Here is a 20,448-nt window from a genome sequence, read left to right as displayed (position 1 = left end):
ATATGATACAGTATGTCGGAGAAGGAAAAGTGTGTATCTGCCCAGTTCCTTTTAAAAAGCCCATTATTATCGAAGGTTGTGTTGTTTTTGAAAAATTGTTAACTGTGAGCATTGGCTCTTCCGCACTTAAACATAATGTGCTTGCCTATGCGTTGCCCCAGGACGTGGAAACGCATAGAATCATAGCTGGCTCTCCTGCTGAGATCTCATCTGTCTTTAAACTCCCGCAGGAGTCTCGAAGCCGCGGACCAATCAACTGTCTATTAAGAAAAGTGAAGGCGGGGAGGCTTGCCCGTATGCCGCCGGAAGGCAAGTTGATTTCCCTTGCGGATACTTGACTGAACACCTGTCACTAATTTCCAGCACCGGTTAACACTGAACCAGGCACTAGTGAGGGTGCATTTTCAGGCGAGCCGCAAAGATGAATGAAAATTTTTGCGGCAGGGTAGAGAATGGACACCGGGGTTTAAATTCAAGCCTTTTTGAGAGGAGGGGCAGAAATGAAAAATGGACAAATCATAGAGAAACGGCCATTTCCGTCCCCCAATCCGAACATCCGGCTTTATGAAACAACGTATATAAGTGAAGGGCTGAAAGTTAAAGGGTATCTGGCGGTGCCGGTGGAAAATAAGGTATATCCAGCGATTCTTTACTTGCGGGGCGGCATCAAAAATGTCGGAATGGTGCGGATAGCGCGGGTTATACAGTTTGCTTCGGAAGGATTTGTCGTATTTGCGCCTTTTTATCGCGGAAACCGCGGCGGAGAAGGAAACGAAGACTTTGCCGGCAGAGACCGCTGGGATGCGGTCAACGGCCTGGAAGTCCTCAGAAACCTGCCGGTGGCCGATTCGGACCGAATTCATTTATTTGGATTTTCAAGGGGCGGGGTCATGGCGCTTTGGACCGCTATATTATCTCAAAAAGCTGCTTCAGTTATCACATGGGGTGGCGTTTCTGATGTGGCGCTCACTTATAAAGAGCGAGTTGATTTAAGAAGGATGATGAAAAGGGTAATCGGCGGTACGCCGTGGAAAGCGGCCGGAAACTATGCCGGCAGGAACCCGTTATTGAAACTGACCGGGATGGACGCTGATGTTTTGATTATTCATGGAAAGAAAGATGAAAATGTCTCGGTTGAACATGCATATCTTCTTGAAGACGCAATGAAAAAAGAAAGGAAGCCGGTTGAATCGTGGATTTTTCCCCAGCAGGATCATTATTTTCCTCCCCGGCTGAACAGGGAAGTAACGGAAAAGGCATGCCGGTGGATGAAAAGGAGGAGGCTTAAGCAGCGCGGCCGGTAACAAAAAAATCGGGATGAAGAAGAAGGCGGGAACTTTGGCGCTCTCTACCCGGACACTTCTGAAACACACAAAAGCAGCTCCCTTTCGGAAGCTGCTTCTTCGTTTTGTTTTACAGGTTCGGACCTGCATTTTTGATTTCAGGTGAAACATTGTCAAATTTGGTGAAGTTCTCTTTGAACTGCCTCGCAAGTTCTTCCGCTTTTTTCACATAGGCTGATTCGTCGCTCCATGTTTTACGCGGCTGAAGTACCTCATCAGGTACACCAGGACAATGGACGGGCATTTGCAGGCCGAAAATCGGGTCTGTCACTGTTTCTACAGAGTTCAGTTCGCCTTCTAGCGCTGCCTGGACCATTGCCCGTGTATAAGGAAGGTTCATGCGGCTTCCAACTCCGTACTCACCACCGGTCCAGCCTGTATTCACGAGGAAGACCTGGACGTTATGCTGATCAATTTTTTCTCCGAGCATTTCAGCATATACGTGTGCAGGAAGAGGCAGGAACGGCGACCCGAAGCATGTTGAGAAGGTTGCTTCAGGAGAAGTGACCCCGCGTTCAGTTCCGGCAAGTTTGCTAGTATATCCGCTCAGGAAGTGATACATTGCCTGTTCCTTCGTCAGCCGGCTGATAGGAGGGAGGACGCCGAATGCATCGGCCGTCAGGAAAATAATGGTGTTCGGATGTCCTGCGACACTCGGAATGACGATATTATCTATGGCATCAATCGGATATGCCGCCCTTGTATTTTCAGTCAATGTTGTATTGTCATAGTCGGCTACACGAGAATGGTCATCGAGTATGACATTTTCAAGCACGGATCCATAACGGATGGCATCCCAGATTTGAGGCTCTTTTTCTTGCGATAAATTGATGCATTTTGCATAGCAGCCGCCTTCAATGTTAAAAATGCCGTTCTCGGACCAGCCGTGCTCATCGTCGCCGATAAGGCGCCGGTTCGGGTCTGCAGAAAGAGTCGTTTTCCCTGTACCGGAAAGACCGAAGAACAGGGCGACATCTCCTTCCTGGCCTACGTTCGCTGAACAATGCATAGACAGGGTACCGCGTTCAGGAAGAATATAATTCATCACGGAGAAAATCGACTTTTTAATCTCGCCGGCATATTCGGTTCCGCCAATCAATACGATACGTTTCTCGAAGGAAATGATGATGAATGTTTCGGAATTCGTCCCATCCACCGCAGGATCAGCTTTGAAGCCAGGTGCGGAAATCACCGTGAATTCGGCTTCATGATCCCTGAGATCCTCTTCGTTCGGGCGGATGAAAAGCTGTCGGGCAAACAGGTTATGCCATGCATACTCGTTTACAACCTGGATAGGCAGGCGGTAACGTTTGTCAGCACCGGCGAAACCTTTGAATACAAACAATTCCTGCTGTTCTTTCAAATAAGTAAGGACTTTGTCGTAAAGCGCTTCAAATACACTCGCGGAAATCGGCTGGTTCACCGGTCCCCAATTTATTTTATCTTTTGTGGAGGCTTCTTCTACAATAAATTTATCTTTAGGGGAGCGCCCGGTATATTTTCCGGTTGTAGCCCTGAGTGCTCCGGTTGATGTCAAAACCCCTTCATTGCGGAGAAGCGCCTTTTCAGTCAATTCTGGTACGGATAGGTTATGCCGGACATTATTGCCATTCAGGATGGCGGCCAGGCCGGTTGTAAGATCTACTGAGTTCATTACACAAACCTTCTTTCTTCATAATATGAGATTCCTTATGAGACTCCGCTGTGGAACAGAAGGTGTAAAATCTTTGGTCCCATAGGGATAAATGACCGAGTTTTACACTTGATTCGATATGCTAAAAATAGTATAACACATTTATTTTTTCAGTCTACACTAAACAAGTTGCTTACCTGAAAAATATACTTATATATGCCCGTCTCTTCATCAGAAAACACTTATTTTGCAATTTTTTATAAAAATTTTCAAGTTTTTCTCTTTAAAAGGAAAATGTGTTCTAATATTGAAATCCCTTTCAATACGTTTATGTATCAATATGATACAAATGCACTTACTGTGCCTTAGGTAAGCTGTTGGCATTACTTTGTACAGATTCAGGAACTGAAATACATTTGAATTTTGCTGGCCACAGGGAATGAAAAGTTTGTGAAGGAAACGGATGAAAAGGGCTGTGTCAGGCGTGAACAATGGCAGCCTGTTACCTGTAAAATTGAATAAGTTTGGTTATAAGCAGACACCGTAAGAAAGGAATATAACGATAATAGAAGGAATGGATGTTTATATTATTCACACAATAAACGAGGAAACTGCCTGAAACGTCCGGATGTTCATGACGGTTTTATTGACATGGTTCGACCAATGCGTTATGATAGCACGCGAACGGATACTCTTATCCCGAGCTGGTGGAGGGACAGGCCCAACGAAACCCGGCAACCGTCACCCTATGTGAAAAGGTGCTAACCTGAGCAAGGCGGACAGCCTTGATCGATAAGAGCGAAAGGCAAGAGCGTAAAACCTTTCCTCAAACGGGAAGGTTTTTTTATACTTTCAGCCCATCTTTAGGCTTTGGAAGTATAGCAACCTGCCGGGCAGCGGAGTTAATTGCTGCAAGGGGGGATCATTTGCCTGTTATTGCCGCTGACAGGACTCTTTCAGGCATCAAGAGGCCAAAGAGGAAGTTAATTTATAATCCCTTTAGGGAAATGAGTACCGTATCAATCAGCAGTCTTTATTTAAGGAGGTACTAGTGTTCCATGACAAAAACCCGCCGTTTGTTTACGTCTGAATCGGTGACAGAAGGGCATCCCGATAAAATTTGTGACCAGATTTCAGACGCCATTCTTGATGCAATTTTAAAGAGCGACCCGAATGCACGTGTCGCCTGTGAAACAACAGTAAATACAGGGCTTGTCCTTGTAACAGGTGAAATTACCACTTCGACATACGTGGATATTCCGAAGCTTGTGCGTGAAACCGTAAAAGGAATCGGATATACACGGGCAAAATACGGATTTGATGCGGAAACTTGTGCAGTTTTGACATCTATCGATGAGCAGTCCCCCGATATTGCGATGGGCGTTGATAAGGCTCTTGAGGCAAGGGAAGGGCAAATGACAGATGCCGAAATAGAAGCAATCGGAGCCGGCGACCAGGGCTTGATGTTCGGGTACGCCACAAGGGAAACAGAGGAACTGATGCCTTTGCCGATTTCACTCGCGCACAAGCTTGCCCGCAGGCTGACAGAAGTCCGCAAAGAAGAAATCCTCCCATACTTACGCCCTGATGGAAAGACACAGGTGACGGTGGAATATGATGAAAATGACAATCCTGTCAGGATTGATACTATCGTCATTTCGACACAGCACCATCCGGAAGTTTCGCTTGAACAGATTCAGCGGAATATCAAAGAATATATCATCAAGCCGATTGTTCCTGAAAACCTGATTGATGAAGACACGAAATTTTTCATCAACCCGACAGGCCGGTTCGTCATCGGCGGTCCGCTCGGTGACGCCGGTTTGACTGGACGAAAAATCATTGTCGATACGTATGGAGGCTATGCCCGCCATGGCGGAGGGGCCTTTTCCGGTAAGGATCCGACAAAAGTGGACCGTTCCGCAGCATATGCGGCCCGTTATGTCGCCAAGAATATCGTAGCTGCAGACCTTGCTGACAAATGCGAGGTGCAGCTTGCTTACGCCATCGGTGTTGCCCAGCCTGTTTCCATCTCAATTGATACGTTCGGAACAGGAAAAGTTTCTGAAGAGAAACTGGTGGAAATGGTCCGCCAGACATTTGATTTACGTCCGGCAGGCATCATTAAAATGCTTGACCTGAGAAAACCGATTTACAAACAGACAGCGGCATACGGTCATTTCGGCCGTACGGATATCGATGTTCCGTGGGAAAAAGCCGATAAAGCCGGCGCGCTGAAGGAACTCGCTTCTGCTGAATAAGTGTTTGGATAGTGTTAAAATCACTGCTGAATCTTTTAAGCAGTTCATTCTGTAGAGAATCCTGAACAATAATAAAGGCTCAGAATCGTTTTAATTAGCGGTTCTGAGCTTTTTTTAGAGATTACCCACTTAAGGCCAGTCGGAAAATTTCTTTCCTTTAGTGTGAGGTGTAATTCATGGGGTCTGTTCGCGGAGCTGTTTGGGGAGAAATCCGGTCAGAGGGCCTGAGCGCGCAGCTTTTTGGCGCGAAATAATGCTTGAACGGCGTGAAACAAACCAAGTGGCGTGAAAGCGGGCTATATCGGCGTGAAACGTAATCGGTTTGGCGCGAAAACCGGGAGAAACGGCGCGAAAGCCGCACCCTGGATGTAGCGTAAAGCCGGTCGGCGCGAAAACCCGCTCCTATGGCGCGAAAATTCGTTTGAATGGCGTGAAATCACCCGTATGGCGTGAAAGCGAACAGTTGTGGCGTGAATTTTGAAGGAGTTGGCAAGAAAAGCGGCAGATTTGGCTCGAAAACCAGGAGAAACGGCGCGAAAGCCGCACCCTGGATGTAGCGTAAAGCCGGTCGGCGCGAAAACCCGCTCCTATGGCGCGAAAATTCGTTTGAATGGCGTGAAACCACCCGTATGGCGTCCAAAGCGAGCAGTTGTGGCGTGAAATTTGAAAGAGGTGGCAAGAAAAGCGGCAGATTTGGCGCGAAAACCGGGAGAGACGGCGCGAAAGCCGCACCCTGGACGTAGCGTAAAGCCGGTCGGCGCGAAAACCCGCTCCTATGGCGCGAAAATTCGTTTGAATGGCGTGAAACCACCCGTATGGCGTGAAAGCGAACAGTTGTGGCGTGAAATTTGAAGGAGTTGGCAAGAAAAGCGGCAGATTTGGCTCAAAAACCGGGAGAAACGGCGTGAAACCCGCTCACTGGGCCGACACCGAAAAGCCGTTTGGCGTTATACGGCGCGTCACGCGCCCACAGAGAATGCATGCGAAATTGTTTGGCTCGAAACCCTGTTTAAATCAAGCCAAAAAGTGACTGTAATGAAATCACACGTTTCTTTTCCTTTCCTGCTGTTTTATAATTGAATAAATAGTAAGAAAATTCAGCTGCTGGAATATGCCTGATTGGCATCTGGAAGCTGTTCGATTTCTGACATATGATTTGGCGATCAAGCCTTGCATCTTTTACAAAGGGATTATTACAAAACAGGGGGAAGGCTATGATGATAATTAGACCTGCAACAAGCAAGGATGCTCAAGCGGTCCGTACAGTTGCCGTTAAAAGCTGGATGGATACGTATGGGACGTTTTATACAAAGGAAGAAACCGAAGAATTCATGGAAACGGTATATGCCTATGATAACTTGCTGAAATCCATTTCAGAGAGTGAATCATCCGAGAATCACCATTTCCTTGTTTCGGAAGAAGACGGATCGATTACAGGAATAATGGAAATCATCAAGCGTGAGGCGGGCTGGGAAATTTTACGGCTTTATGTGCTGCCGGAATTCCAGCGGCAAAAGATCGGCACCGAGCTGCTTGCGGCTGTTATGCAGACGGTTAAAAAAGGGCCGCTGCGCGTTTGTGTTGAAGTCCGCAATCAGCGGGGCCTTGCTTTCTACAGGAAAGCCGGCTTCAGTGAAACGAAACGTCAAAAAGATGATTTCTTTGTGCTGACCGGGGAATTATTAGTATTGGAAAAAGCACTGGACGGCATTGCCATTTGACAATGCCGTTTTAGTTATCATCCTTTGGCTCGATGGGGGTAAGTTTTTTATAATAATGGCCTTTTTCCATGTATTCTCTGCGGATCCTCGCCATATCTTCCAGATCCTCCTCGTTCAATTCCCTTACAACCTTCGCCGGACGTCCATATGCAAGTGAATTGGGCGGGATCTTCTTGCCTGGCGGAACAAGGCTGCCGGCTCCAATGAAAGCCCCTTTCCCGATTTCGGCGCCGTCCAGGACGATTGACCCCATGCCGATGAGGGCGTGCTTCCGGATAATGGAGCTATGGAGAATGACCTGGTGCCCGACAGTAACGCCGTCTTCAAGGATAAGCGGGTTGCCCGGGCTCTGGTGGAGTACGCAATTGTCCTGGACATTCACCCCGTTCCCGATGATGGTCGGGGCGACATCGCCGCGGATGGATGTGTTAAACCAGATACTTGAATCCTTGCCGATTGATACATCGCCGCTGATTGTGACATAATCAGCGATATAGGCACTGTTGGAGATCTGCGGAGTTTTCCCTTTATAGCTGTAAATCATTTCAGTTCCTGCCTTTCAAAATCATTCTTAATTACAACGTTAAAATATAACGTATCCTGTATAAAACCAGTGTACCAGAAAAGTCGATATAGAAGAAAAGATTAAAAAGGAGCGAGCACGATGTGGAAATGGGAGGCTGACAATGCAAAAGCGGTTATGGTCATGGTTCATGGAGCAGGGGAGCACCATGGCAGATATTCATGGCTGATTGAAATGTGGAGGGCGGCAGGCTTTCATGTCATCATGGGTGACTTGCCCGGCCAGGGAACCTCAACACGCCGGCGGGGCCATATTGATTCATTCGATGAGTATATCGAAGCGGTTGAAATGTGGCTGAAAGAAGCATTCACATACGAGCTCCCGGTATTTTTACTGGGGCACAGCATGGGCGGGCTGATAGCCATCAGGTCAATGCAGGAAAAGCATTTCCCCGTTGCGGCCGTCCTGTTATCATCACCGGCGCTCGGTCTTGTAGAACCGCCTCCGAAAAGGCTGGAAATGGCATCCAAGGCATTGAACGCAGTACTTCCGGGAGCGATGTTTGATTCCCATTTGAAACCCGGCATGGGGACACGGAACAGGGAAATCAATGAAATGGACGAAAATGACAGCCTGATTGTCCGCAAGGTTTCCGTCCGATGGTACCGGGAGCTGGTCCAGGCAATAAAGCAAGCGTCCGAACAGGTGCTGAATTTTCCTGACGTTCCTGTTTTATTATTCCAGGGCGGAGAGGATAAAATTATAGATAAAGTGCTTGTACGTGAATTTTTTGACAAGCTTCCAGTGAACGAAAAGATGTATAAAGAATGGGCTGGCTTATACCATGAAGTATTCAATGATCCAGAAAGGGAACAGGTTTTTGAGATGGCAAAAAGCTTTGTGGATATGACCCTTGAAAATCTTGCCTGGGAAAAAAAGTTACAAAATGAACAGGAGTGATCGCTTGGGTGCAGTACCGAAAACACCAGTTACCCTGATGGCCGGCATCTACACGAAAGTGCTCCCCGAAGTCCATAACCAGTTAAACCGCTGGAAGAGGCGGGCTGAATCGATACCTGATCCAGAACTGAGAAAACAGGCGCTTGCAAGCATACAAACGAAAACGTTCCACTGTGAAGGCGGATCGATTTATGGCATCCTCGCTGGGCGTGATTTGAAAACGAGCATTGAATTCATTACAGCATATCAGACAATAAGCGATTATCTTGATAATTTGTGTGACCGCAGCACTTCTCAGGATGCCGATGATTTTACTGCCCTTCACGAATCGATGCTCCATGCCCTTACACCGGGTGCACCGACAGCTGATTATTATCGGCATCGAGCAGAGCAAAATGATGGCGGATATTTGAAAAGCCTAGTCCTTGCCTGCCAGAATAGTTTGGCGCAGGTTCCGCATTATGAAATGATTTCGCCGATGCTTTATCAACTTGCGGACTATTACTGTGATCTTCAGGTACATAAACATGTCCATGCGGAAGAAAGGGTTCCAAGACTGGAGGCCTGGTTTGAAAAGAATAAGAGCAGCCTTCCTGAAATGACATGGTATGAATTTTCTGCATGTGCTGGTTCCACTCTTGGAATCTTTTGTCTTGTTTCTTACGGGTTCAAGGAAGAGTTTACAGAGGAACAGGCCCGAAAAGTCATGAACGGCTATTTTCCATATATACAGGGGCTCCATATCTTATTGGATTATTTCATTGACCAGGAAGAGGACAGGGATGGCGGTGATTTGAATTTTTGCTTTTACTACCCTCATGACGGGGAAATGCTCGAGCGTTTCAAGCATTTTATCCGGGAAGCGGATAAGCATACTGATCAATTGCCGAATCGTCAATTTCACCGGATGATCAATAAAGGCCTGCTAGGCATTTATTTGTCTGACCAAAAGGTGGGCCGCCAGCACAGCGTAAACAGGATTGCACGGAAAATGATAAAATGCGGCGGGCACATTACCCGGTTTTTTTACGTGAACGGGAAGCTATATCGCAGGGTGGCGCGTAATGGGTTATCGAAAAAGGCAAAAAAAATCCCCTCGCAATGAGGGGATTTTTAACACCGCAGGGGGCTCAACCATGCCACATCACCACTAAATGATTTAACGGTAACGGGTTTTATTGGAAACCAGCGGATCGCTTATACGATTTGACTGGAGGATCTAACAATTTTACTCCAATTCCGTTTGTGTGATGATATGTGTACGCTCCGTTTTGATCTGGCTTTCTGTTATGGCACTTCTCCATAACGTAAGAGCCGTCTCAATCATTCATGTTCCATGTTCCAATTTCTTCACATTCACACAATACTGTTTACTTGTGTTGCCACTTTCGACGTTCTCATGTTTCCGTGTTTCCATCTTTCCATGTTTCATGCGGGTGGTGGTTGTTACCTTTCCCGATTTTGGTTTGAGCAGATGAACGTTGGTTCGGTTTTACAGAATACGATGTGTAATGGGGGATGTTTTCCATATAATCGATTTGGTTTCCTCTCGGGTTTCTTTGAACCTATTTCATCGATCTCTTCGTTTCTGGTAAGAAAAGAAGTACTGCTTTCTTTTCCGCGCTTTGTTTCTGAAATCAATGGAATGAGTTTTGTTCATTGAACCTTAAAGGTCTTCATAACCGTTATCGGATTACAATTCATTACATCCGTTTTCCGATCTGTCGTCCCGCTGTCCAAATGTCATCCCTGCAATTCACTTTCACTGCCGTTGCCGGCGTTACTCGATTTTGCATTTGCCAGGACTCACCTGGTCTTTCATTCCTTTACGGAACGTGCCAAGATGGTTGAGTCCCCTGCGATGTTAATGCTTGTTTCTTTATCTTGATTTAAGTGTACCACTAATTATCTAAAAATTCAAATAAAAATGTGACAAAAATGTTAACGCTTACATTTGGAGCGGAATGTGGGCTGCCTTGAAAAATATTTTCTGCAAAAAAACAGGCTGCCCTTTGCGGACAGCTTCGATCAGGCCCTTTTCTCGAGCGCAAGCACAAAAGGAGGGCTGTTTTTTTGGTTGATGAATCCATATTGAAGAACGCTGACGGATTGCTGGTCTAGTTTTTTTACATAGGATAAGAGTTCGTCGCGTTCGGTTTTCCCTTCAGGATGTCCTGGATAAACGACAAGTATGATGATCCCGCCGGCTTTCATGCAATCGAGAAGCTGGGAAAGGGAGGAAATCGTAGATTCCGCCTTTGTCACAATTGACTTGTCACCCCCGGGCAAGTATCCAAGATTAAATATGGCAGCCTGGATTTCATTCAGCTTTTCGCTTGGGATATGCTGTTTCAAATTGCTATGGCTGTCAAGGCAGAGACGGACACGGCTGTCAAGGTGCCGGGCTTTTAGACGCTCCAGTGTTTTGGCCAGCGCCTCTTCCTGGATGTCGAACGAAAAGACAGTGCCGTCCGGACCGGCCAGTTCGGCTAGCAGAACGGTATCATGACCGTTCCCGGCAGTCGCATCAATTGCTGTATCGCCGGGGTGCAATGCTTCTTTTAACAAGCTGTGGGCAAACGGAATCACTCGCTCAAGCATATCATGCCTCCGCTTTAGCCCCGGCAAGTTCGTATTTCTTTCCCTGCCAGCTGTTTCTGCGTTCGAGTTCGGAATCAATGGCATTCAGGACTTCCCACTTTTTTAAGCTCCACATTGGGCCGATCATTAAATCGGGTGGTCCGTCCCCTGTAATACGGTGGACAATCATTTCCGGCGGCATGATTTCAAGCTGATCGACAACAAGGTTGATATATTCTTCGAAAGACAGGAATTTAAGAAGCCCTTTTTCATATTGCTTGACCATCGGTGTGCCTTTCAGCAAATGGAGGAGGTGGATCTTGATTCCCTGTACGTCAAGCTTTGCTACTGCACGTGCGGATTCCATCATCATCCCGGGTGTTTCCCCCGGCAGACCGTTGATGATATGGGAACACACCCTGATGCCGTGTTTCCGCAGTTTTTCGACGCCCTCAACATATGTTTTGAAATCATGGGCACGGTTGATCAAATCTGCTGTTTCCTGATGGACAGTCTGCAGGCCGAGCTCGATCCATAAGTAAGTCCGTTCATTCAACTCGGCAAGATATTCCACGACGTCATCCGGAAGGCAATCCGGCCGTGTGGCGATGGATAGGCCGACAACCCCTTCCTGTTCAAGAATGGGTTCGAATTTTTCGCGCAGCTCTTCAACAGGTGCATGGGTATTCGTGAATGCCTGGAAGTAGCCCATGTACTTGCCGTCCTTCCATTTTTCATGCATCTGGTCCTTGATCGTATTGAACTGTGTGATGAGATCTTCTTTCCGGTTTCCTGCAAAATCACCGGAGCCGGCTGCGCTGCAAAATGTGCAGCCGCCGTGTGCGACGGTGCCGTCCCTGTTTGGGCAATCAAATCCTCCGTCAAGGGATACTTTAAACACTTTATGTCCAAACTGCTTGCGCAAATGGTAGTTCCATGTATGGTATCTTTTTTGGTCATTAGAATAAGGAAACGGATTGATGCTTTTCATCCATTTTCACCCTTTCTGAACACACCTGGCCTTAAGCGAGGTGTAAAAAGTTATACTAAGGCATTTTAGCATGTTCCGCCTTTTTCTCCAAATGGAAAAGACATGCAGCTTCTGCCGGCATAAATAAGCAAAAAAGGTTTTGAGCAAACTAACCGCAAAAAGAAGGAGGGTTACAAATGGCGACACGCGCCTCAGTCGATGACCACATCCATCGGGCCGAAGAGGTCTTGACGTTTGCGGAAAAGCAATTAAATGAATCGAAAAAACAGGAGCATTATAACGAAGAAGGGTATTCACAGGCACAGCTTGAGCTTGAAAAGCTTGCATACGATCTTGATACATTAATGCAAAGCGGAAATCAGCAGCAAAAGGAGCAGGTGTACAGAATTCAGCTGCAAGTCCGGCAATTGCAGCAGCATATGATTCTGAACGAGTTTTAATTTTTTTCAATTTACTTTGCGAAAACAGAACGGAGAGGGACAGCTTTTTGAGGCTGTCTCTCTCGGTTTTTTCTCTTAAAAAATTGTACAGTAAGAATGGGATTTTTTTATTGCATCTTTTGAAGGAAATGACTAAAATTATTTTGGTATGCGAAGGATTATTATGCAAGAGGAGGGTGGACATGCCAAAAGCACTGTGGCTGCTTGTTGCCGGCATGGTAATCAACGTAACGGGGGCTTCGTTCCTATGGCCGCTCAATACTATTTATATACATGAACATTTAGGGAAATCGTTGGCAGTTGCAGGGCTTGTGCTTATGTTTAATGCAGGTGCAGGAATTATCGGCAATCTTTTCGGCGGAACCCTGTTTGATAAAATTGGCGGATACCGGACGATTATAAGCGGGATCTTGCTTACTGCAACAGCAATAACGTCTATGATTTTCTTCCACCAGAATTTTTATGCCTATGCGATCTTGATGGCAGTGCTCGGCTTCGGAGCCGGAATGATTTTTCCAGCCATGTATGCGATGGCAGGAAGCGTATGGCCTGCAGGCGGCCGTAAAGCATTTAATGCCGTTTATGTCGCCCAGAATCTCGGGGTGGCAATTGGTGCCGCCGGAGGCGGACTGGTTGCGTCGTATAAATTTGAATACGTATTTATCGCAAACACCGTCATGTACCTTGCGTTTTTAGCGCTCGCTGTTTTTGGATTCAAAGGGATTCAGGACGGGCAGGTTGATCACGGGGCAAGCCCGACAAGTATCCTGAACCATGCTTCTTCCGTAAAGAGCAAAAAACGTCTCCAGGCTTTAATCCTCCTCAGTTTCGGATATTTGCTGGCGTGGATGGGTTATGTGCAGTGGCAATCGACTATTGCTGCATATACACAGGAGCTTAATATTTCGTTAAAGCAATACAGCTTGCTGTGGACGATCAACGGCGCGCTTATTGTTCTTGGCCAGCCGCTCCTCAAATTTGCTGTAGACCGTCGAGTTAAAACAATCAAAGCCCAGATTTTGACAGGGCTTGCCATTTTTATTGCTGCCTTTGCAGTAGCAGGGCAGGCAGTTGAATTCACCGGATTTGCGGCTGCAATGGTCATACTTACAATCGGAGAGATGTTTGTCTGGCCGGCGGTGCCGACCGCAGCTAATGAACTGGCGCCAAAAGGCAGGCAGGGCTTTTACCAGGGGATTGTCAACAGCACGGCGACAGGGGGCCGGATGCTGGGACCTGTACTTGGAGGCCTGGTTGCCGATATGTTTGGCATGCAGATTCTCTTTACCCTCCTGATCGGTTTCTATGCAGCTGCTATGGCTGCAACGATTGTATATGACAGAAAGCTGAAAGAGATTGAAGCCGCCAAGCCCGAGCCTGTCGTTTCAGGAGTATGAGGCGCTTTGGCCAGAACGCATTTTGATTGATGATAAAGGAGGGAATTCCTTTAGACGACCTGCTATGTGTACACCGGGCCGGTGGTCTCCGCATTTCTTGACTTGACAGTCGGGAAGGCCTATATTTAGAATTAAGATATTATGGAAACGGCTTAATAACGATGAGAAGGATTAGTAGTGGCAGAATAGGGTCCAGAGAGTTGGCGGCCGGTGCAAGCCAACCCTGATTTCTCCATGAACTCGCCTTCAAAGTTGCAGGTCTGAAACAGATAAAGTAAGATCTGCCGTCCGTCCGCGTTAAGGATTGATAAGCGGGTGCTCTATGCACTAAACCGGGTGGTACCGCGGGAAGGATATGATGCCTCTCGTCCCTTTATCAGGGATGGGAGGCTTTTTTTAGCCGTATTATTGGAGCCAAACACGATGAAGGAGGAAATTTCATGTCATTTGACCACAAAGCGATTGAAAAGAAATGGCAGCAGTATTGGGAAAAAAATAAAACTTTCAAGACGGTGGAACAGCAGGATAAGGAAAAATTTTATGCCCTTGATATGTTCCCGTATCCATCAGGTGCCGGACTTCATGTAGGGCACCCTGAAGGCTATACGGCAACTGATATTTTATCCAGGATGAAGCGGATGCAGGGATATAATGTGCTGCATCCGATGGGCTGGGACGCGTTCGGACTGCCGGCTGAACAGTATGCCCTTGATACCGGAAATGATCCGGCCGAATTCACCGAGCATAACATCAACACGTTCCGCCGCCAGATCAAATCTCTCGGCTTCTCATACGACTGGGACCGTGAAATCAATACGACTGATCCCCATTATTATAAATGGACGCAGTGGATTTTCTTGAAATTGTATGAGCGCGGGCTGGCATATGTAGATGAGGTGCCGGTGAACTGGTGCCCGGCACTCGGCACTGTCCTTGCCAATGAAGAAGTCATTGACGGAAAAAGTGAACGGGGCGGCCATCCGGTTGAACGCCGGCCGATGAAGCAGTGGATGCTGAAAATCACCGAATATGCGGACCGCCTGCTTGAAGACCTTGAGGAGCTCGACTGGCCGGAAAGCATTAAAGAAATGCAGCGGAACTGGATCGGCCGGTCAGAAGGGGCTGAGGTCGATTTTGCGATCGAAGGCTCTGCAGAAGGGTTCACCGTCTTCACGACCAGGCCTGATACATTGTTTGGCGCCACGTATTGTGTGCTGGCCCCCGAAAATCCGCTTGTTGATGAAATCGTGACGGAAGAGCATAAAGCTGCTGTTTATGAATATAAGCAAATGGTCCAAGCGAAAAGCGACCTTGAAAGGACTGACCTTGCCAAAGATAAGACAGGTGTATTCACCGGTGCTTACGCGGTCAATCCGATCAATGGCAGCAAGCTGCCGATATGGATCGCCGATTATGTGCTGATGAGTTACGGCACTGGTGCAATTATGGCCGTTCCGGGACATGATGAGCGCGACTGGGAATTTGCCCGAAAATATGATTTGCCGATTGCGGAAGTCGTTGAAGGCGGAAATATCGATGAAGAAGCCTATACAGGAGACGGTAAGCACATCAACTCCGGGTTCCTTGATGGGCTCGGAAAAGAAGAGGCGATCGAAAAAGCCATTGAGTGGCTGGAAGATAAGGAAAAAGGCACGAAGAAAACAACATACCGCCTGCGTGACTGGCTGTTCAGCCGCCAGCGCTACTGGGGGGAGCCGATTCCGATCATCCACCTGGAGGATGGAACGCTGAAGCCGGTGCCTGAAGAGGATCTTCCGCTCATGCTTCCGAAACTGGATGAAATCAAACCGTCCGGAACAGGTGAATCTCCGCTTGCCAATGTGGAAGAGTGGGTTAATGTCGTGGATGAAGAAACCGGCATGAAAGGCCGCCGCGAGACGAATACGATGCCGCAATGGGCCGGTAGCTGCTGGTACTACTTGCGTTATATCGATCCGCATAACAACAGCAGCCTGGCCGACCCGGAAAAGCTGAAAACGTGGCTTCCGGTTGATATTTATATCGGCGGGGCGGAACACGCTGTCCTTCACTTGCTTTACGCCCGTTTCTGGCATAAAGTCCTGTATGATGCAGGGATCGTTCCGACAAAAGAGCCGTTCCAGAGCCTCTTTAACCAGGGAATGATTCTTGGTGAAAACAACGAAAAGATGAGCAAGTCTCGCGGCAATGTTGTGAATCCGGATGATATCGTGGAAAGCCATGGCGCCGATACGCTGCGCCTGTATGAAATGTTCATGGGACCGCTTGAAGCATCGATAGCATGGTCTGAAAACGGCCTTGACGGTTCACGACGCTTCCTGGATCGGATCTGGCGCCTATTCGTCACTGAAAATGGAGCCCTGAATCCAGCGATATCGGATGCACAGTCGAACGACACCCTTGAGCGTGTCTATCACCAGACCGTGAAAAAAGTGACAGAAGACTTTAATGAGCTGCGTTTCAATGTCGGCATTTCGCAGCTGATGGTGTTTATCAATGAAGCATATAAAGCAGAAACGATGCCAACGACTTACATGGAAGGCTTTGTGAAGATGCTGTCACCGGTGGCTCCGCACCTTGCAGAGGAGTTATGGGAGAAACTGGGGCATGCTGACACCATTACGTACGAAGCATGGCCAACGTATGATGAGTCAAAGCTCGTGGAAGACGAAGTGGAAATTGTGGTTCAGCTGATGGGCAAGGTGAAGCACCGCATGAATATTCCTTCCGATGCCAATAAAGAACAGATGCAAGAGCTTGTCATGAATGATGAAAACGTCAAGGAAATGCTCGAAGGCAAGACGATCCGCAAAGTGATCGCCGTGCCTGGCAAGCTGGTGAATATCGTAGCAAATTAATGAATTGAAGAAAGCCATGTTTTGCCGTAACCTGGTTCAGTCAGCGGGAGAAAAAATGAACATAACACAACAATTGGCGGACGAAATCGCATTTGATTTCGTCCTTTCTTTTTGGCTCTATTAAATGCGGCTGTTAATTTCCGCTGAATCGTCCATATATATGTGTACTGGTCCGATTAGAGGAACTCATAACATCTCAGGAAGAGGACAAAAATAGTTTTTTGCCGGCAGGGCTTTTTCGTTGATTAATAAGCATGAGGCGATTATGATAAAAATCAGCTCGACAAATATTTTCCTGCACTCCTTGCTCAATTGCAGTGCTAAAGGGGGAGAAAGCTGTGAACAATGAAATGTTCAGCAAAGACCGGCTCTCTGAAAATTTCAGGGACTACATAGCCAAAAACCGGAATCATTTCACTAAAACACAGGCAATGAATAGTTATTATAAATTGGTAGTCGGCTCGATTTTAGACGATCAAATCAATAAGAACTCTGAAATTGTCAGGCGGATACGGAATCTGGAAGAAGCGTATCAGGAAGTATATATGGAAGAGTGAAGGCAGGCTGAAGCCTGTTTCCCGACAGCTTCCGGTAAGAGCGTGGCTGGCCGGGTTTGCTTTTTCCTGCAAGAGGAAAATCATTAAAGTAACCAGATGAACACAGCCAAATATAACAAAAAGCGGCAGGCATGCATGAACGAAGAGGTTGAGGTGATGTTGATGGAATGGTTTGTAGTTATTGCTGCAGCAGCTTTAGGTTTGCTGGCAGTCTGGCAGGTCTATATCAAACCAAGTCTTCATATAAAAGAATTCAAAGGAAATATAACGGATTGCGGCCGATATTGCCTGATTGACATACGCGACTTCATCAGTGCGTATCGCAGACCGGCCGAAGCCGCGCAAAATATTCCGCTTCCTTATTTGCAGCGGGAAGCAAAGTCGAATGCGGTTTGCCAACAAGATATTGTCCTTATTTGCGAAGGGCGGAGGGCTGCACGAATAGCCGCCCGTATTTTGAACAGATACGGAAAAAATGAAATATTTTATGTGACAGTCTAACCTCCGCGGCGCGGAGGTTTTGCTTTTTTGGCATCCTGCAGGAGGGGCGATGGTGGTAAATATCGGCATATAAAATTGGTTTATTACTTCCGGCAGAGTGAAATAAAGTAGTATCGCATGTCCTGCAGTTTGCAGGTGGAGGGAACATTCATGGCCTTTATCTTTATATTGATGTATTTTCTTGCTGTCTATCTTGTCATTCGGATTTCGACTGTGTTAATGGAACTAACCGGCCTGTCTCATGAAGTCGCGCGGTTTCAGACAATTTCCATGCTGACGGGTACGGGTTTCACCACCTCAGAAAGTGAATTGGTCATCTCCCATCCGGTACGGAGGCGGATCGGGAGCTTTCTGATCCTATTCGGTGCCTTCTCGCTTGCCGTAATAATCTCGACAATCAGCCAAATTTTATCGAACAGTTTCCGTACGACTGAATTGATGTGGGTCATCATTGGCATGCTCTTCTTTTTCTTTTTTATCCGCATAAAAGGAATCCAGTACTATATCCAGGAAAAATTCAAGGCCGAAATCAGGGAAACCTTTGAGCTCCCGGAAATGACTGCCAAAGAAGTATTGTACTTAAGCGACAACGATTTAATCATTAACATTCCCATTCATCCGGGGTCCAGGTATCTCGGGGAAAATGCCGATGATGTCATCGAAGAAAAAGAGGATGTTAACCTTCTTTACTTGATAAGGGGGGATATGAAGATCCGTGAAAAGCTGTATGAGACGGAAATCCAGGAAGGTGACACACTTTATCTTTATGGGGACAAGGAAGCAATCAAAGTGAAATTTTATCACGAGCTGAAGGAAAAAGTCGATCAAAGCAACAGTGAGATCCCAATTGAGTTATAAAAGCGATTCTGCAATTTTATCGGGCACTGGACTCCCGGCCAGAGACCGATGGAGTGCAGTGTTTTTACTGTAAAGGGTGTGTCAAACACAGCTGTTGGTTTCTTTGCCGATGGAGGACTTATCTGATGAAAACTCCACCGCAGGCGACAGCATGATTTGATATTGACATTCATGAAGACTCAAAGTTTCCAATACGGTTTTATTGTCAATTTTTAATAAAAAAACCTCCATTTCGCCAAAGGGTTCGACAGGGCGGATGTTGTATTTTTCCTCTATGGAGGTGGCGTATGCTTAAAGTGAAAATAGTGGATGAAGCGCACGAGGAGGACTTGCAGAAAGGTGTGAATGCTTTTTTGGAAGAGGTTGACGAGCACGCCGTAAAAGATATCAAATTCCATACGGCAATAGCGGGTGATGAGAACGCGGGTTTCGAGTACCTGTATTCAGCGATGATCATTTATAGGGAATCGGACTGAACGAGAGAGGTGCGAATTAGCACCTCTTACTTCATTCAGACGTCAGGACCCGGATGCATACAGTCCTGCATTCATCCCGGCAATCCGGCCTGTGATCAGGGCTGACGTAATATTATAACCGCCTGTATAGCCGTGGATATCAAGAATTTCCCCGCAAAAGAACAATCCGGCCATTTTTTTTGAACTCATTTCTTTCGGATTGATTTCTTTGACACTTACACCGCCGCCAGTGACAAATGCTTTTTCAATCGGGAGTGTGCCGTTGACCGTGAAAGTGAATTGTTTTACAGCCTTTGCCAGTTTGCGCACCAATTCAGCACTGATTTGGCCGCCCGGTGTGTCAGCGCCAATATCGGATTGGTCCAGCAAAAACAGCATATATCGCTCAGGAAAATACCCTTTCAATACATTTTTCATGGCCTTTTTTGGATGATCCTTCAGCATTTTGGCAATTGTTTGGAACACAGCTTCCTCATTGTCGTCAGGTTTCACATCGAGGCGCATTTCCACGTTTTCCGTATTGAACTTCTTCATTGTCTTAACGACAAATTGACTGCAGCGAAGGACGGCCGGGCCGGAAATGCCGAAATGGGTGAAGATCATATCCATCCGGTGTGTGACGGCTGTCTTCCCTTTCGGATTAATGACGGAGAGGGATACATCACGCAGCGACAGCCCCTGGAGGCTTTTGTTTTTAATAAATGGTTCAGCAGATGTGAGCGGAACCTCTGTCGGATACAAATCAGTCACGGAATGTCCGGCTTTTTCAGCCCATGCATACCCGTCACCGGTCGACCCGGTATGTGGTACTGACTTGCCCCCGACAGCGATAACGACCGCTTTTGCATCCACGTTGATTCCGTCGTTCAGCGTAATTCCCGCCGTTTCCCCTTTTTCATAACGGACAGTTTTGACAGGTGTATTTGTCCGGATATCAACGTTATGTCTCTTCAGCTCCCCCAGTAATGCATCCACAACGGATTGGGCTTTGTCATTGGCCGGGAACATACGGCCGTGGTCCTCTTCTTTCAATTCCACGCCAAGATTTTCAAAAAAGGCGATGATATCTTCATTATTGAAGATGGAAAATGCACTGTATAAAAATCTGCCGTTGCCCGGAATGTGTTTAATGATTTCTTCGGCGGGCAGCCTGTTCGTCACGTTGCAGCGGCCGCCTCCCGAAATGGCAAGCTTGCGGCCAAGCTTATTTCCTTTGTCAACTAGAAGGACCCTGTTGTTATGTTCGGCGGCGGCGATGGCTGCCATTAAGCCGGAAGGCCCCCCGCCGATTACGATCGCATCATATTTCATCATTTCACCAGCTTCCTCTTGGTTCAGCATTTACTGCC

18 protein-coding genes, 1 riboswitch and 1 other annotated feature are annotated in these 20,448 nt (G+C 47.0%); of the genes, 13 read left to right on the top strand and 5 right to left on the bottom strand.

Features of this window, described 5'->3' with window-relative positions:
* Positions 1-2: 2 nt before the first annotated feature.
* Complete coding sequence (locus A4U59_RS21735; protein ID WP_169823942.1) at positions 3-338, top strand: hypothetical protein; 336 nt, start codon at positions 3-5, stop codon at positions 336-338.
* 162 nt (positions 339-500) lie between these two features.
* Positions 501-1,304 (top strand): alpha/beta hydrolase family protein, encoded by an 804-nt coding sequence (locus A4U59_RS09045; protein ID WP_070120585.1) that lies wholly within the window; start codon positions 501-503, stop codon positions 1,302-1,304.
* Positions 1,305-1,413: 109 nt separating this feature from the next.
* On the opposite strand, the gene pckA is transcribed toward A4U59_RS09045, so the two are convergent.
* Positions 1,414-2,997 carry a phosphoenolpyruvate carboxykinase (ATP) gene (pckA, locus tag A4U59_RS09040; RefSeq protein ID WP_070120584.1) on the bottom strand — a complete coding sequence of 528 codons (1,584 nt, stop codon included), beginning with the start codon at positions 2,995-2,997 and terminating at the stop codon, positions 1,414-1,416.
* Between the two features lie 670 nt (positions 2,998-3,667).
* A riboswitch (SAM riboswitch) is annotated at positions 3,668-3,775 on the top strand.
* A gap of 259 nt (positions 3,776-4,034) precedes the next feature.
* Between pckA and metK the strand changes: the two genes are divergently transcribed.
* Positions 4,035-5,237, top strand: coding sequence for a methionine adenosyltransferase (gene metK, locus A4U59_RS09035; RefSeq protein ID WP_070120583.1), 1,203 nt, complete (start codon positions 4,035-4,037; stop codon positions 5,235-5,237).
* A 1,214-nt stretch (positions 5,238-6,451) separates the two neighbouring features.
* A complete protein-coding gene (locus A4U59_RS09030) occupies positions 6,452-6,958 on the top strand; it encodes a GNAT family N-acetyltransferase (RefSeq protein WP_070120582.1) in 507 nt (168 codons plus the stop codon).
* A 10-nt stretch (positions 6,959-6,968) separates the two neighbouring features.
* Here the strand turns inward: A4U59_RS09030 and A4U59_RS09025 are convergent, their stop codons facing one another.
* Entirely contained in the window at positions 6,969-7,502 is a 534-nt protein-coding gene (locus tag A4U59_RS09025; protein WP_070120581.1) for a gamma carbonic anhydrase, read from the bottom strand.
* A 120-nt stretch (positions 7,503-7,622) separates the two neighbouring features.
* On the opposite strand from A4U59_RS09025, the gene A4U59_RS09020 reads away from it, so the two are divergent.
* Both A4U59_RS09020 and A4U59_RS09015 read left to right on the top strand, forming a co-directional pair.
* Positions 7,623-8,441, top strand: a complete 819-nt coding sequence (locus A4U59_RS09020; protein ID WP_070120580.1) for an alpha/beta hydrolase — start codon at positions 7,623-7,625, stop codon at positions 8,439-8,441.
* A gap of 37 nt (positions 8,442-8,478) precedes the next feature.
* On the top strand, positions 8,479-9,546 hold the full coding sequence (locus A4U59_RS09015; protein ID WP_425388893.1) for a tetraprenyl-beta-curcumene synthase family protein: 1,068 nt from the start codon (positions 8,479-8,481) through the stop codon (positions 9,544-9,546).
* Between the two features lie 923 nt (positions 9,547-10,469).
* Here A4U59_RS09015 and mnmM read toward each other — a convergent pair.
* The gene (mnmM, locus tag A4U59_RS09010; RefSeq protein WP_070120578.1) at positions 10,470-11,042 is read right to left on the bottom strand and encodes a tRNA 5-(aminomethyl)-2-thiouridylate-methyltransferase MnmM; all 573 of its coding nucleotides are present in this window, start codon (positions 11,040-11,042) and stop codon (positions 10,470-10,472) included.
* Position 11,043: 1 nt separating this feature from the next.
* Positions 11,044-12,012, bottom strand: coding sequence for a tRNA modification radical SAM protein MnmL/YtqA (mnmL, locus tag A4U59_RS09005; RefSeq protein ID WP_070120577.1), 969 nt, complete (start codon positions 12,010-12,012; stop codon positions 11,044-11,046).
* Between the two features lie 176 nt (positions 12,013-12,188).
* On the opposite strand from mnmL, the gene A4U59_RS09000 reads away from it, so the two are divergent.
* The 7 genes from A4U59_RS09000 to A4U59_RS08970 all read left to right on the top strand — a co-directional run bounded on the left by A4U59_RS09000 (position 12,189) and on the right by A4U59_RS08970 (position 19,099).
* Positions 12,189-12,452 carry a DUF2524 family protein gene (locus tag A4U59_RS09000; RefSeq protein WP_070120576.1) on the top strand — a complete coding sequence of 88 codons (264 nt, stop codon included), beginning with the start codon at positions 12,189-12,191 and terminating at the stop codon, positions 12,450-12,452.
* A gap of 182 nt (positions 12,453-12,634) precedes the next feature.
* Positions 12,635-13,849, top strand: coding sequence for an MDR family MFS transporter (locus A4U59_RS08995; protein ID WP_070120575.1), 1,215 nt, complete (start codon positions 12,635-12,637; stop codon positions 13,847-13,849).
* A gap of 152 nt (positions 13,850-14,001) precedes the next feature.
* Positions 14,002-14,225, top strand: a binding site (T-box leader).
* A 64-nt stretch (positions 14,226-14,289) separates the two neighbouring features.
* Positions 14,290-16,707 carry a leucine--tRNA ligase gene (leuS, locus tag A4U59_RS08990; RefSeq protein WP_070120574.1) on the top strand — a complete coding sequence of 806 codons (2,418 nt, stop codon included), beginning with the start codon at positions 14,290-14,292 and terminating at the stop codon, positions 16,705-16,707.
* A gap of 338 nt (positions 16,708-17,045) precedes the next feature.
* Complete coding sequence (yvfG, locus tag A4U59_RS08985; RefSeq protein WP_083270767.1) at positions 17,046-17,264, top strand: protein YvfG; 219 nt, start codon at positions 17,046-17,048, stop codon at positions 17,262-17,264.
* A gap of 96 nt (positions 17,265-17,360) precedes the next feature.
* The gene (locus A4U59_RS08980) at positions 17,361-17,765 is read left to right on the top strand and encodes a hypothetical protein (RefSeq protein WP_083270766.1); all 405 of its coding nucleotides are present in this window, start codon (positions 17,361-17,363) and stop codon (positions 17,763-17,765) included.
* Positions 17,766-17,915: 150 nt separating this feature from the next.
* Positions 17,916-18,623 (top strand): TrkA C-terminal domain-containing protein, encoded by a 708-nt coding sequence (locus A4U59_RS08975; protein WP_070120573.1) that lies wholly within the window; start codon positions 17,916-17,918, stop codon positions 18,621-18,623.
* Between the two features lie 287 nt (positions 18,624-18,910).
* Complete coding sequence (locus tag A4U59_RS08970; RefSeq protein ID WP_070120572.1) at positions 18,911-19,099, top strand: sporulation protein Cse60; 189 nt, start codon at positions 18,911-18,913, stop codon at positions 19,097-19,099.
* A 42-nt stretch (positions 19,100-19,141) separates the two neighbouring features.
* On the opposite strand, the gene A4U59_RS08965 is transcribed toward A4U59_RS08970, so the two are convergent.
* Positions 19,142-20,410 (bottom strand): BaiN/RdsA family NAD(P)/FAD-dependent oxidoreductase, encoded by a 1,269-nt coding sequence (locus A4U59_RS08965; protein ID WP_070120606.1) that lies wholly within the window; start codon positions 20,408-20,410, stop codon positions 19,142-19,144.
* Positions 20,411-20,448 lie beyond the last annotated feature (38 nt).

Origin of the sequence: Bacillus marinisedimentorum (assembly GCF_001644195.2) — a bacterium.
Lineage (GTDB): Bacteria > Bacillota > Bacilli > Bacillales > Bacillaceae_O > Bacillus_BL > Bacillus_BL marinisedimentorum.
The sequence above is the reverse complement of the archived record's forward strand: the minus strand, read 5'-3'. Positions and strand labels throughout refer to the sequence as shown.

Bases quoted from the DNA above. Each gene is read 5' to 3' on its own strand.
- A4U59_RS21735 (WP_169823942.1), top strand. From the start codon at position 3: ATGATACAGTATGTCGGAGAAGGAAAAGTGTGTATCTGCCCAGTTCCT.
- A4U59_RS09045 (WP_070120585.1), top strand. From the start codon at position 501: ATGAAAAATGGACAAATCATAGAGAAACGGCCATTTCCGTCCCCCAAT.
- pckA (WP_070120584.1), bottom strand. From the start codon at position 2,997: ATGAACTCAGTAGATCTTACAACCGGCCTGGCCGCCATCCTGAATGGC.
- metK (WP_070120583.1), top strand. From the start codon at position 4,035: ATGACAAAAACCCGCCGTTTGTTTACGTCTGAATCGGTGACAGAAGGG.
- A4U59_RS09030 (WP_070120582.1), top strand. From the start codon at position 6,452: ATGATGATAATTAGACCTGCAACAAGCAAGGATGCTCAAGCGGTCCGT.
- A4U59_RS09025 (WP_070120581.1), bottom strand. From the start codon at position 7,502: ATGATTTACAGCTATAAAGGGAAAACTCCGCAGATCTCCAACAGTGCC.
- A4U59_RS09020 (WP_070120580.1), top strand. From the start codon at position 7,623: ATGTGGAAATGGGAGGCTGACAATGCAAAAGCGGTTATGGTCATGGTT.
- A4U59_RS09015 (WP_425388893.1), top strand. From the start codon at position 8,479: ATGGCCGGCATCTACACGAAAGTGCTCCCCGAAGTCCATAACCAGTTA.
- mnmM (WP_070120578.1), bottom strand. From the start codon at position 11,042: ATGCTTGAGCGAGTGATTCCGTTTGCCCACAGCTTGTTAAAAGAAGCA.
- mnmL (WP_070120577.1), bottom strand. From the start codon at position 12,012: ATGAAAAGCATCAATCCGTTTCCTTATTCTAATGACCAAAAAAGATAC.
- A4U59_RS09000 (WP_070120576.1), top strand. From the start codon at position 12,189: ATGGCGACACGCGCCTCAGTCGATGACCACATCCATCGGGCCGAAGAG.
- A4U59_RS08995 (WP_070120575.1), top strand. From the start codon at position 12,635: ATGCCAAAAGCACTGTGGCTGCTTGTTGCCGGCATGGTAATCAACGTA.
- leuS (WP_070120574.1), top strand. From the start codon at position 14,290: ATGTCATTTGACCACAAAGCGATTGAAAAGAAATGGCAGCAGTATTGG.
- A4U59_RS08980 (WP_083270766.1), top strand. From the start codon at position 17,361: ATGAACACAGCCAAATATAACAAAAAGCGGCAGGCATGCATGAACGAA.
- A4U59_RS08975 (WP_070120573.1), top strand. From the start codon at position 17,916: ATGGCCTTTATCTTTATATTGATGTATTTTCTTGCTGTCTATCTTGTC.
- A4U59_RS08970 (WP_070120572.1), top strand. From the start codon at position 18,911: ATGCTTAAAGTGAAAATAGTGGATGAAGCGCACGAGGAGGACTTGCAG.
- A4U59_RS08965 (WP_070120606.1), bottom strand. From the start codon at position 20,410: ATGAAATATGATGCGATCGTAATCGGCGGGGGGCCTTCCGGCTTAATG.